Origin of the sequence: Acinetobacter indicus (genome assembly GCF_009914475.1) — a bacterium.
GTDB classification, from domain to species: domain Bacteria; phylum Pseudomonadota; class Gammaproteobacteria; order Pseudomonadales; family Moraxellaceae; genus Acinetobacter; species Acinetobacter indicus.
The window spans coordinates 2,078,489-2,091,567 of the sequence record NZ_CP045198.1 but is presented as its reverse complement, the minus strand read 5'-3'; the positions used below and the strand labels follow the sequence as shown (position 1 = coordinate 2,091,567).

11 protein-coding genes are annotated in these 13,079 nt (G+C 47.8%); 7 read left to right on the top strand and 4 right to left on the bottom strand.

Features of this window, described 5'->3' with window-relative positions; all coding sequences use genetic code 11:
- Positions 1–110 precede the first annotated feature (110 nt).
- From aroE to hemF, 3 genes are all read right to left on the bottom strand, one after another.
- Positions 111–899: a shikimate dehydrogenase gene (gene aroE / locus GA693_RS10365; protein ID WP_160240930.1), complete on the bottom strand. Its 789-nt coding sequence runs from the start codon at positions 897–899 to the stop codon at positions 111–113.
- 220 nt (positions 900–1,119) lie between these two features.
- Positions 1,120–1,329: a hypothetical protein gene (locus GA693_RS10360; RefSeq protein ID WP_104473167.1), complete on the bottom strand. Its 210-nt coding sequence runs from the start codon at positions 1,327–1,329 to the stop codon at positions 1,120–1,122.
- A 204-nt stretch (positions 1,330–1,533) separates the two neighbouring features.
- On the bottom strand, positions 1,534–2,475 hold the full coding sequence (gene hemF, locus GA693_RS10355; protein WP_104470047.1) for an oxygen-dependent coproporphyrinogen oxidase: 942 nt from the start codon (positions 2,473–2,475) through the stop codon (positions 1,534–1,536).
- Between the two features lie 236 nt (positions 2,476–2,711).
- Here hemF and hemN point away from each other — a divergent pair, with 236 nt between their 5' ends.
- Positions 2,712–4,085 carry an oxygen-independent coproporphyrinogen III oxidase gene (gene hemN, locus GA693_RS10350; protein WP_160240931.1) on the top strand — a complete coding sequence of 458 codons (1,374 nt, stop codon included), beginning with the start codon at positions 2,712–2,714 and terminating at the stop codon, positions 4,083–4,085.
- A 320-nt stretch (positions 4,086–4,405) separates the two neighbouring features.
- On the opposite strand, the gene ribA is transcribed toward hemN, so the two are convergent.
- Positions 4,406–5,008 (bottom strand): GTP cyclohydrolase II, encoded by a 603-nt coding sequence (gene ribA / locus GA693_RS10345; RefSeq protein WP_034598236.1) that lies wholly within the window; start codon positions 5,006–5,008, stop codon positions 4,406–4,408.
- 310 nt (positions 5,009–5,318) lie between these two features.
- Between ribA and dxs the strand changes: the two genes are divergently transcribed.
- The 6 genes from dxs to mlaD all read left to right on the top strand — a co-directional run bounded on the left by dxs (position 5,319) and on the right by mlaD (position 13,073).
- Positions 5,319–7,229, top strand: a complete 1,911-nt coding sequence (dxs, locus tag GA693_RS10340; protein WP_005180334.1) for a 1-deoxy-D-xylulose-5-phosphate synthase — start codon at positions 5,319–5,321, stop codon at positions 7,227–7,229.
- Positions 7,230–7,341: 112 nt separating this feature from the next.
- Entirely contained in the window at positions 7,342–8,172 is an 831-nt protein-coding gene (locus GA693_RS10335) for an inositol monophosphatase family protein (protein WP_034597976.1), read from the top strand.
- A 457-nt stretch (positions 8,173–8,629) separates the two neighbouring features.
- Positions 8,630–10,414 carry a DEAD/DEAH box helicase gene (locus GA693_RS10330; protein WP_005180331.1) on the top strand — a complete coding sequence of 595 codons (1,785 nt, stop codon included), beginning with the start codon at positions 8,630–8,632 and terminating at the stop codon, positions 10,412–10,414.
- A 390-nt stretch (positions 10,415–10,804) separates the two neighbouring features.
- Positions 10,805–11,626: an ABC transporter ATP-binding protein gene (locus GA693_RS10325; RefSeq protein WP_160240932.1), complete on the top strand. Its 822-nt coding sequence runs from the start codon at positions 10,805–10,807 to the stop codon at positions 11,624–11,626.
- Complete coding sequence (mlaE, locus tag GA693_RS10320) at positions 11,623–12,402, top strand: lipid asymmetry maintenance ABC transporter permease subunit MlaE (protein WP_005180328.1); 780 nt, start codon at positions 11,623–11,625, stop codon at positions 12,400–12,402. The genes GA693_RS10325 and mlaE overlap by 4 nt, the downstream gene beginning before the upstream one ends.
- A complete protein-coding gene (mlaD, locus tag GA693_RS10315; protein ID WP_075168244.1) occupies positions 12,402–13,073 on the top strand; it encodes an outer membrane lipid asymmetry maintenance protein MlaD in 672 nt (223 codons plus the stop codon). Before mlaE ends, mlaD begins: the two co-directional genes overlap by 1 nt.
- Positions 13,074–13,079: the final 6 nt, after the last annotated feature.

Below are 13,079 nucleotides of genomic sequence, written 5' to 3'. Positions count from 1 at the left end.
ATTTGTGTCATTAAATCCAATCATAATGCGGGTTAATTGTGCAGCCTAAATCTCAGCCATAAAAAAGAACCGTGCAAGATCGGTTCTTTTTCCGGGAAAAATCGCAGATTTTAAAGAAAATCTTTTAAATCGGGTTTGACCCCATTCCAGATTGAAAACGATTCAATTGCCTGTCCAACCAGCATGCCAAAGCCTTCCGAGGTTGGAATCTGACGGGCCTTGGCCTGTTCCAGAAAACTGGAGGGCTTGCCATAAGCCATTTCATAAGCATGTTGAAATTGCAGCGCATCCGGCAGGATTAAGGCATCGCCACTCAAGCTGGCCGATGTCGCGTTAATGACAATGTCAAACTCGCCAGCCAGGGCATCCAGACCAATGGCAGACAGTTCGGCCTGTGGTACGGCTTGCTGCAAATCAGCCACCAGCTGTTCGGCGCGCGCCAGAGTACGGTTGGCAATCACCACTTTTTTGACGCCGGCCTGAACCAGCGGATAAATCACGCCACGGGTGGCGCCGCCGGCACCAATAATCAGAATTTCGGTATTGTTCAAATTCCAGTTCAGCGCCCGAATGGCATCGACCAGCCCTTGGCCATCGGTATTGTCCCCATGCAGCTGGCCATCTTGCATCCATAAGGTATTTACAGCTTTGGCGGTTTTGGCCCGTTCACTGAGCACATCACACAAGGCAAAGGCCTGTTCTTTAAACGGCACGGTGACATTCATACCCACCCCACCTTCGGCAAAGAATTCACGAATATTGGCTTCAAAACCATCCAGCGGTGCCAGGCGTTTGCGATAGACCAGATCAACCCCGGTTTTTTCGGCAAAGGCATGATGCAGTTCTGGAGAGCGGGACTGTTCAATCGGGTTGCCCACAACGGCAAATTGTTTGCGCATTTTCACATGATCCATGTGCTGAAATGCTCATCAATATACGCCAAATCGGGCAGGGGCTAAAGCCTGTAAATGATGAACAATTGGAATAAATCCAATAAGCAAAACGACACAATCGGGTGTCGGGCAGGGAAGGGGGGATAAGGTAAAAAAAGAAGAGAAAATTGAATAGAGAAAAATAAAAAGATCAATAAAGCAGTCTGATCTGTAAACCTGTGACGGCTTAAGGATTACAGATATCGAGAATGGTGTCTAAAACCAGTAAGACCGAAGTAAAAACCAGAGCAATCAGGGCAAAAACACTGGCCACAATCGACAGGCTGTCACTTAAAGGATGTTCGAAAATAAAGGTAATGCTGAGAGAGCAGACTAGAATACTGAGAATCAGCCAGAACAGCAGGCCTTTGTGTTGAGCAATGAAATTTTGCAGCATGGGAGCGTTCCTTAAATCGATACTGGCTCAATTCCATCTTTTGCCAGACACATTAAACCAAGACTATAGAGTCTACTCGCTTTAAATGAAAGTCTTATGAAGAGTTGGCGAAAAAGTGTATGCAAATATATTTAAATGTATGCACCTTGCAAGCGTGTGTTGCAAGAAAAAAGCTACCGCTATTTGCGGTAGCTTTTTAGAAACTTATTGTAGTTCGCGTAGCCAGTCATGCGGCTTTAAATAATAGTCGGTGAGTTTTTTCTCTGCGGAATCGGCATCCCATTCCGGGCGATAACTCCAGCCGGCCAGGTTGGGCAAGCTGACCAGAATGGATTCAATTCGGCCGCCAGTTTGCAGGCCGAACAGCGTACCACGGTCATAGACCAGGTTATATTCCACATAGCGGCCACGACGATAGAGCTGGAATTCACGCTGCGCTTCGGTATAAGGTTTATCCTGATTGCGTTTAAAAATCGGCAAAATCGCTTCCAGATAGCCATTGCCCACCGCCTGAATATATTCAAAACAGGTGTCAAAATCCCACTGGTTTAAATCATCAAAAAACAGGCCGCCCACTCCACGCTGTTCATCGCGATGTTTCAGATAGAAATAGTCATCACACCACTGTTTATGTTCGGCATAGACCTGCTCGCCAAAGGGCGCACATAAGTCATGTGCCGTCTGATGCCAGGACAGGACATCTTCATCATTCGGATAAAACGGGGTCAGATCAAACCCACCGCCAAACCACCAGATCGGGTCCTGACCTTCGGGTTCGGCCACAAATAAACGCACATTGGCATGTGAGGTTGGGACATTTGGATTTTTTGGATGAATCACTAGAGATACACCCATGGCCTGCGCTTTGGCACCGGCAATGCCAGGATGGCGTTCGGTTGCTGAGGCAGGTAGTTTGGAGATATTGATATGCGAGAACATCACCCCGCCTTTTTCAATCACGCTGCCATTTTGTAAGACCCGGGAACGGCCACCGCCCCCTTCAGGGCGCTGCCAGTCATCAATCACAAATTCAGCCGTACCGCCGCCGGCCCGTTCCTGTTGTTCTAACGCGGCACAGATGCGCGCCTGTAAATCGAGAAGAAATTCACGTACGCGTTGAATATCAGCGGAGGTTGGATGCTGCATGATGACACTCATGAATAAAAAAACAATAAGTACATCAAAGCACAGATTGGTAAAAAAATTAAGAGGGGAAGGGCTGCTGTACGCTGCGCATGGCTGATCTAAGTAAAAAGGCAACAGCATGAGCTTCCCGATTCCCGACCAAAAGGCTAGGTTGAATTCCTGTTTTAAGCTCCGCACAATAGTGAATATGGGCCTTGTGCCTACCTCATAGGGTCAATTGCAGTGGAGCAATGTAGATGTTGAAACCGGCCAGTTCTCTCGTACAAAAATACAATGTTCCGGGACCCCGCTATACCAGTTATCCGACCGTACCGTATTGGGAAGAGGCCAGTTTTTCTCGTGAGGCCTGGCAGCAGAGCCTGCAACGCGCGTTTGCTGAATCCAATGCCAGCGAAGGCATCAGCCTGTATATTCATCTGCCCTTTTGCGAAAGTTTATGTACCTTTTGCGGTTGCCATAAGCGCGTGACCAAACGCCATGAAGTGGAGCAACCGTATATTCAGGCGGTGCTGAAAGAGTGGGATTTATATTGCCAGTTGCTGCCAGACCAGCCGATGATTAAAGAAATCCATTTGGGTGGCGGCACGCCGACTTTCTTTTCTGTAGCCCATTTACAGCAGCTGATTCAGGGCATTCTGGGCAAAGCCACAGTGGCGCCCGAGCATGAATTCAGTTTTGAAGGCCATCCGAACAATACCACTCGTGAACATTTGCAAGCGCTGTATGATCTGGGCTTTCGCCGGGTCAGCTATGGCGTGCAGGACTATAATGAAAAGGTCCAGAAAGCCATCCACCGGATTCAGCCTTATGAACATGTGCAGCGTGTGACCGAATGGGCGCGTGATATTGGCTACACGTCAATTTCGCATGATCTGGTTTTTGGCTTGCCTTTTCAGAATCTGGACGATGTTTTAAATACCATTCAGCAGACTACCCGGTTAAATCCGGACCGTCTGGCCTTTTATAGTTATGCACATGTGCCGTGGATTAAAGGCAATGGCCAGCGCGGTTTTAAAGATGATGATGTGCCAAAAGATGAACTGAAACGTACCCTGTATGAAGAGGGCAAGAAAAAACTGCTGGCGCATGGTTATCATGAAATTGGCATGGATCATTTTGCCCTGAAAAGTGATGCCATGTATCAGGCTTTTCAGCAGGGCAGTCTGCACCGTAACTTTATGGGCTATACCGCTTCCAAAACCCAGCTGATGATTGGCCTGGGATTGTCTTCGATCAGTGATAGCTGGTACAGCTTTGCGCAAAATGAAAAGACCCTGGAAGATTATTATGCGCGACTGGAACAGAATGAAATTCCGGTATTTCGCGGGCATGTATTGACCGCTGAGGACCTGATGATTCGCCGGCATATCCTGAATTTGATGTGCAGCTTCCAGACCTCATGGGCCGAGCCAGAGATGCAGTTCCCGGAATTGCCTGAGGTGCTCAAGCAGCTGGAAGAAATGCAGGAAGATGGCTTGTTAACGCTGTTTGAGGATCATTTACAGGTTACGGAGCAGGGCAAACCGTTTGTACGTAATATCTGTATGGCGTTTGATTTGCGTTTAAAACGTAAAGTACCGAGTACCCGTATTTTCTCAATGACGATTTAATTTTTATCTTATCCAATTCAGCATTCAATCACATGACCCGGCGACAGGGAGGTCGCCATTTCACTGTATGGCAGGGATGCCATATCAGTGAAATAAAGGGGTTTGGTTGCTTTGCCCCGTCAAAGTAACAAAGAAAAACCTTCGTGCAGAATGCAATGTTATTGATACAGGTAGTCTGCTGATTTGAAATGGTTTAAAAAAGAAGCCATTTAATCGAGATAAGCGGAAAGGCGACCTCCCTGTCGCCGGTCATCTAAATCAATATCGGGTATGGGATTCCTTAGATCTGAGAAGAATTGTTTTAAAACTAAAAAGATGACTTAGAAGTCATCTTTTTGGTACATATGTGCCATACGCTCATGTTTGGTCTTTAAATACTGCTCATTAAACGGGTTTAAACCCACCGTTAATGGCACGCGATCCACCACATTAATCCCTTGCTCACGGAGCGCTTCAATCTTCAGCGGGTTATTGGTAATTAACCGCACCGCTTTGACTTGCAGATGATCCAGCATAATGCTGCACATATCATATTGACGGGCATCGGCAGGCAGATTCAGCATTAAATTGGCATCTACCGTGTCATGTCCCTGATCTTGCAGGGCATAGGCGCGAATCTTGTTGGTCAGGCCAATGCCGCGTCCTTCCTGACGTAAATATAAAATCACCCCTTGTCCGGCTTCATTAATCAGGCGTTGGGTGGCCTGTAATTGCGGGCCGCAGTCACATTTTAATGAAGCAAAGGCATCCCCGGTTAAACACTCGGAATGGACACGAACCAGTACCGGTTCGGTCGGGGCCTGTTCCAGACCTTTAGACAGTGCAACATGCTCTTCGCCAGTTTTCGGATCTTGAAATACAGTAATTTTAAATTCACCAAAAGCGGTTGGTAGTCTTGACGTTGCGACAAATTCTATAGGCACAGTTTTACCCGTTAAATTGTTCATGAATGCGTTAAAGTATAGCCTAATGCTCAGACATTAGTAGAATAGGATTGCTGAATTTCTGCAGAAGATTTTCTTTTTTGTAGAAAGCGAACGATAATAGTTGATAAATAGCAAGGTTATTCAGGATAATCTACGCCACCTAAACACTGCCCGACTGAAATCATTGCTCAAAACTACATCGCTAGAAATGTGGCTGATTGAAGATGGTACAATTCGACTATATGATCGAGTAACTCCCCCTTGACCTAGCTTAGGTTTTGCCAGGCTTTAGAAGGCTTTGCCACATATGTTGTATACAGAAATACCGACTCAACGCCCTGTAACACCGTTGCTGGATAGCATAGATCATCCACAACAATTACGTTTACTCGCGCAAAGCCAGTTAGCACAAGTGGCAGATGAGTTACGTCAATTCATTTTGTATGCAGCAGGGCAAAGTGGCGGGCATTTCGGTGCCAATTTAGGGGTCATCGAACTGACTGTGGCCTTGCATTATGCGTTTAATACGCCACATGACCGTCTGATCTGGGATGTCGGTCATCAGGCTTATCCGCATAAAGCCTTAACTGGACGCCGTGAACAGCTGACCACCATTCGAGCCAAAGATGGTCTGGCCGCGTTTCCGGCCCGTGAAGAATCTGAATTTGATACCTTTGGCGTCGGACATTCATCCACCGCGATTTCTGCCGGTTTGGGCATGGCGCTGGCTAGCCGTTATCAGCAGCAGCAGCGTGAAGTGGTGGCAATTATTGGTGATGGTGCCATGACCGCCGGCATGGCCTTTGAAGCCATGAATGATGCGGTGGCGCATCAGGCCGATTTAATGGTCATTTTAAACGACAATGATATGTCAATTTCCTGCAGCACCGGTGGTTTTGCCAAACATCTGGCGGCGCTGTGGCAGCGCGGCGAAAGCGTGCATATTGATGCTGCTGGCGAGGCCTATATCCAGCCACATCCCGAGTGGAACTACACCTCACGTTTGCATTGTGCTGCAACCGATGCGGCTGATAATTTATTTAAAGCGATTGGTTTTGATTATTTTGGTCCTTTTGATGGCCATGATGTTGATCAGCTGGTCAATGTATTCCAGGCACTGAAAAAGCGTAAAGGCCCGCGTTTAATCCACGTTTATACCAAAAAGGGCAAAGGCTTTGCCCCGGCAGAAGCGGACCAGATTAAATATCACGCAATTAGTAAAATCAACAGCAGCGCGTCTGCAGCAGCGGCACCTAAATATTCCGATGTTTTTGGCCAATGGCTATCCGATGAAGCTGCACAAGATTCACGTCTGCTGGCGATTACCCCGGCCATGTGCGAAGGTTCGGGCATGGTGCAGTTTGCCAAGCAATATCCGGAGCGTTTCTTTGACGTAGCCATTGCTGAACAGCATGCCGTGACCTTGGCCGCCGGAATGGCTTGTGAAGGTTTAAAACCTGTGGTCGCAATTTATTCGACCTTCCTGCAACGTGGTTATGATCAGCTGATTCATGATGTGGCGCTACAAAATCTGGATGTCACCTTCGGTATCGACCGGGCTGGTCTGGTCGGTGAAGATGGTCCAACCCATGCCGGTGCCTACGATTACGCCTATATGCGCACCGTACCGAATATGGTGATTATGGCGCCAAAAGATGAAAATGAATGCCGCCAGATGCTGCACACGGCTTATCATTATCCGGGGCCGGCAGCGGTGCGTTATCCACGCGGTAATGGCGTTGGAGTCGAAATTCAGCAGCAATTGAACCTGATGGAGATTGGTCAGGCAGAAATTGTGGCGCGTTTTAATGAACAGTCGGATGAGCAGATTGCCATTTTGGCCTTTGGTAGCCGGGTCTATCCGGCCATTGAAGCAGCACAGGCATTTGCAGCCCGGCATGACATTGCCGTGCAAGTGGTGAACATGCGTTTTGTGAAACCGCTGGATGAAGCCATGATTGAACGCCTGGCTGAAAACACCCAGCTGTTTGTAACCGTAGAAGAACATGCAGTGATGGGCGGCGCGGGCAGTGCCGTCAGTGAATATCTGGCCAAGGCTCAGCTGGTCAAGCCTATTATTCACTTAGGCCTGGATGACAGCTTTATGCAACAGGCCACACATAGCCAGATGTTGCAGCAGGCCGGTCTTGATGCCGCCGGTATCGAGCAGGCCATGACCCAGGCCTGGAACAAGCTGACCGAGAGCGTTTCATCCTGAAGCAATAAATTTTAGAAACATTTATTCCCCAAAAGCCCCAATATTTGCTAAAATGTTGGGGCTTTTATGCATTATTCTTTATCAGTATCTTCAAATTTGTAGTGGGTGTTCAATGGAACCTATGGTGGTGATGGCTGCGCGTGCGGCTCAAACAGTTGGTCAAGAGCTTTTAAAAGCGCATCAGAATCGTCATAAACTCGATCTACAAGTCGAAGAAAAAGGAATTGATGGTCCAGTAACGCGTGTTGACCGTTACCTGGAACAGTTGACCATCGATACCCTACGTAAAAGCTATAAAAATCACAGTTTCTTGGGTGAAGAGTTCGGTCTGCAAGAAGGTAAAGGTCATGACGCCGATTGGTGCTGGGTGATCGATCCTTTAGACGGTACGCTTAACTTCATCAACGGTTTTCCGCATTTCTGTATCTCTATTGCTGTTCAGCACAAAGGCGTGACTCAGCACGGCGTGATCTATGATCCAGTCAAAGACGAATTGTTCTCTGCCAGCCGTGGTCGTGGTGCCATGCTTAATCAGCGCCGTATCCGCGTGAATGTTAAAGACAGCCTGGAGAATACGTTCCTGGCTGTGGGTCATGCTTACCGCGCCAAACGTAATGGTGAAGTGGTGTCGTATGCCAAAAACCATTTCGAATCATTATTGAACGTGACTGAAGCTGGTGCGCAATATCGCCGTGCAGGTTCTGCTGCGCTGGATCTGGCTTATGTGGCAGCTGGCCGTTTAGATGGCTATTTCGAGCTGGGCCTAAAACCGTGGGATATCGCAGCGGGCGAGTTAATCGTCAAAGAAGCTGGTGGTACTGTAGTGGATGCACGTGGTGGCAGCGATTCTATGGACAATGGTCAGGTACTTGCGTGTTCTATGAAAATGCTGAAGCCTTTAATGAAGGCAGTAGTACCTGCCTGGGGCGACGCGGCAAAATAATAGACGCATTGAGTGAAATGACAAGGCTTGCTCCCAAGCCTTAAAAAACAGCCCGCCCAGTCGGGCTGTTTTTTTTGCCTGTTATTTGTGCTTGATTTAATTCAAGTTTAACGACTGGTACAGAAATTAACGCAAAAGTTGATTAAATTAGATGACTTTTAAAATAATCCTGCTATAATCCGCCCACGCACTTAATTTCCGTTCATTACCTGAACATTTCTCTTCTAATCATTGTGTATGCGCGTGCGGTCCAAAGAGAGGACGATATCTCGCGCCCCAATCGCTAAAGCGATTCCTTCAGGTTAAGCCGTAATCATGCGTGCGTTATATCAACATCGTCGTTACTCGGATCGCCGCTGAATTCTTAAATTTTCAGCGTTCAATGCTGTGCCGCTTTTTGCCGATGTCCATTTGACTTTATTATTATGGAGCACCCAATTCTCGGGTGAAATACTCTATGAGCAAAACTTTTGCTGATTTTCCTCTACACGAAACTTTACAACAAGCGTTAGACGCTCTTGGCTTTACTGCGCCTACGCCTGTACAGGAACAGTCAATTCCTGCGGCATTAGAAGGTAAAGATCTTCTTGTATCAAGCCAAACCGGTTCGGGTAAAACTGCAGCGTTCCTTCTCCCAACGCTGAACGCACTTGCAAACCAGGACACATTCGTTCCGTTTAAAGAACGTATGAAAGCCATTACTCAGCCATCTATTCTGGTACTTTGCCCAACACGTGAACTTGCTCAACAGGTGAGCCAGGACGCGATTGCATTTGTACGTCACATGAAAGGTGTTCGTATTGCTGCGATCATGGGTGGTATGCCTTTTGGTAAACAAATTCAACAGTTAAAAGGTGCACAAGTGGTTGTAGCGACGCCAGGTCGTCTACTTGACCTTGTCAACCGTCGTCAAATCAAACTCGACAAAGTTAATGCGTTAATCGTTGACGAAGCTGACCGTATGCTGGACCTGGGTTTCTCTGAAGACCTGGAAGCAATCAGTGATTTGGCTGCAAACCGCGAACAGACCTTAATGTTCTCTGCGACATTTGCACCACGTATCATCACGCTTGCTGAACGTATGATGAATGAGCCAGAACGTATTGCGATCGAAACCGGTCACTCTACCAATACGGACATCACTCAAACGCTGCACTGGACTGATGGTTTCGAGCACAAGAAAAAACTGTTGACGCACTGGTTGAGCGAACAGGATCTTGATCAGGCCGTTGTATTCGCTTCTACCCAAGAAGATACCGATATGCTGGCTGAAGAACTGGCTGAAGCAGGTCACTCAGTTGTTGCGCTGCATGGTGCAATGCCACAAACCGTTCGTAACCGCCGTTTACGCAGCATTCGTGAAGGTCGTGCCAAGATTTTAGTTGCAACTGACGTTGCAGCGCGTGGTCTGGACGTACCGACTATTTCTCACGTGATTAACTTCGGTCTGCCAATGAAGAACGAAGACTATGTACACCGTATTGGCCGTACTGGTCGTGCCGGTCGTACTGGTAAAGCGATTACTTTGGCGACTTACCGTGAACGCGGTAAAATTCGTGCGCTTGAAGATTACTTAGATGCACGTTTAGAAGTATCTGAAATTGAAGGTTTAGAGCCATCTCCACCTCCAGCACGTCCACGTCGTGACGGCGGTCGTGGTGGTAAACGTGACGGTGGTCGCGGTGGCCGTGGTGGTTTCGGCGGTGGCCGTCGTTTTGAAGGCGAAAGCAACTTCAAACGTCGTGAAGGCGGTGATGACCGTCCACGTCGCAGCTTCGATGACAAACCACGTGGCGAGCGTCCATTTGGCGAAGATCGTCCACGTCGTGAATTCAACAGCGATCGTCCGCGTCGTGAAGGTGGCTTTGGCGACCGTCCACAGCGTTCTTTCGATGACCGTCCACGTCGCGAATTCAACAGCGATCGTCCACGTCGTGAAGGTGGCTTTGGCGACCGTCCACAACGTTCTTTCGATGACCGTCCACGCCGTGAATTCAACAGTGACCGTCCGCGTCGCGAAGGTGGTTTCAATGAGCGTCCACGTTTTGACAGCAATGATGACAACCGTGGCAACCGCGTAGACTACAAACCGCGTCGTGAAGGTGCTTTCGGTGACCGCCCTAAGCGTGATTTTGGCGACCGTCCAGCGCGTTCATTCGGTGAAGACCGTCCACGTCGCGAATTCAACAGCGACCGTCCACGCCGTGAAGGTGGTGACCGCCGTCGTAAATTCAACGACTAAGTTGAACTGAGCGAATTCAGAAAACCGGTGCTTGCACCGGTTTTTTTATGCGAGAAAATTTGAATTTTGGTGAGGAAAATGTATACTGGTTCAAGTTTATTTAAGAATATATTAAGCGATGTCTCATTATCATTCGCACAAACTGCCCGGTGTGTCATCTATGAAAGAGGTGCTTATGCCATATATTTTTTTGGTTTTGCTGCTCTGTAACCTCATCTTTTTTATTTACAGAACTTTTGCCTAAGCTGCATCTCTTTGTTTCTACGCTCAAATTAGACCATAATAAAATCGTACAACTTGTACACAGTTTAAAAGAATTTCATAGATAACAATTTGTTCTCCAATCCTTTATAGTATGCATGCTGAAAAAATGCAGGAAAATCCTCAGCTATGAATAATCAGACACCTCTACAGGCGCCAGCACTGATTGAAGTCAATCACCTGAGCTTTAAACGAGGGGAGCGGGTCATTTACGACAATGTCAGCTTAAAAATTCGACGTGGGCAGATTACTGCAATTATGGGACCGTCAGGCACGGGTAAAACCACCTTGCTGCGTTTAATTGGCGGGCAGCTCACTCCGGATCAGGGTGAAGTGCTGCTCGATGGCAAGAATATCGGGAAAATGTCACGTCAGGAGCTGTTTGCAGCACGGGCGCGAATGGGCATGCTGTTTCAAAGCGGTGCCTTGTTTACCGATATGACGGTTTATGAAAACGTGGCCTTCCCGATTCGTGCACATACCCGTTTACCCGAACATCTTATTGCCGAACTGGTGGCTTTAAAGCTGGAATCGGTGGGTTTGCGTGGTGCCGAGCAGCTCATGCCGTCTGAACTGTCTGGCGGGATGAACCGTCGTGTGGCTTTGGCGCGTGCCATTGCGCTGGACCCGGAACTGATTATGTACGATGAACCTTTTGCCGGTCAGGACCCGATTGTGATGGGTGTATTGACCCGTTTAATCCGTTCATTGCGTGAAGCGCTGGATTTAACCACCATTATTGTGTCGCATGATGTGGCTGAAACCTTCTCCATTGCCGACTATATTTATGTGGTGGCGGAAGGGAAAGTGCAGGGTGAAGGCACCCCAGAACAATTAAAGCAGCATGCCTCGCCTTTTGTACGTCAGTTCTTAACCGGTTCAGTTGAAGGCCCGGTCGACTATCAGTTTAGCCATCAACCCTATTTAAGTCATGAGGTGCATTCAGCATGAATGCGATTGCTGCATTAGGACGCCGTGTGATTGAGCGGGTACGTGGTATAGGCGTTGCCACATTAATGCTGCTCCAGATTTTATTTTCCATGCCAACCTGGATTGGCGTGAAACTGTTTATTTACCAGATGTACCGCGTCGGGGTGATGTCACTGCTGATTATTGTGGTGTCGGGTTTATTTATTGGGGCGGTGCTGGGCCTGCAAATGTACAGCATTCTGGTGACCTTCGGCAGTGAAGCCATGCTGGGTACTGCTGTGGCCTTAACCTTGCTGCGTGAATTGGCACCGGTGGTTGCGGCCCTGTTATTTGCTGGCCGTGCCGGTTCTGCTTTAACTGCTGAAATTGGCCTGATGAAAGCCACCGAACAGTTGTCCAGTATGGAAATGATCGGGGTGGATCCTTTAAAACGGGTCATCTCGCCACGTTTATGGGCCGGTATTTTCAGCTTGCCGATGCTATCCGTGATTTTTGCTGCAGTCGGCATTATGGGCGGTAAATTCGTTGGGGTAGATTTTTTAGGCGCCGATGAAGGCTCTTACTGGAGCGGTATGGAAAGCACCGTGCAGTTCTATAAAGATATCTTTAACGGCACCATTATTAAAAGTTTTGTTTTTGCATTAATTTGTACCTGGATTGCGGTCTACCAAGGCTATGCCTGCGAGCCTACGTCTGAAGGTATCGCGACATCTACCACGCGTACCGTGGTGTATTCATCGCTTTGTGTTTTAGGTTTTGATTTCGTATTGACTGCGGTCATGTTCGGAGGTGTTTAATGAAATCACGTACTAGTGAGCTGGCCGTCGGTGTTTTTGTCATTCTGTTTGGTATTGCTTTATTCTTCCTGGCGATGCGGGTCAGTGGTCTGGTGGGCACCACCATTCAGGACAGTTATTCCATGACTGCAACGTTTGACAATATTAACGGGATTAAACCACGTGCCAAAGTGGCCTTAAGTGGGGTTAAAGTCGGGCAGGTTGAATCTATTACTTTAGACCCGGTGACGCGTCTGGCCACTGTGACCATGATTCTGGATGGTGAGCTGACCACCTTTAATCAGGAACAGTTACAACAGGTGCAACAATATGCTCTGGAAGAGTTGCGTTACAGCAGCGAATACAGCGAAGCCGATCCTGCGCAACAAAAAGCAATGGAAAAGCAACTATTGGATAACATGACCTCCATCACCAATATCGATGAAGATGCTTACATAATGGTAGCAACCAATGGTCTTTTGGGTGAGAAGTACCTGAAGATTGTACCGGGTGGTGGTCTGAATTATTTAAAACGTGGTGATCAAATCAGCAATACCCAAAGCACCATGGAAATTGAAGACCTTGTGACCAAGTTTGTAACCGGCGGCGCAGGCAACAAGTCATCATCCGATAACCCGGCAGATGAGACATCCGCTGAAACAACAGATGCAGAAGTGTCATTTGTTGAGTAATTGAGA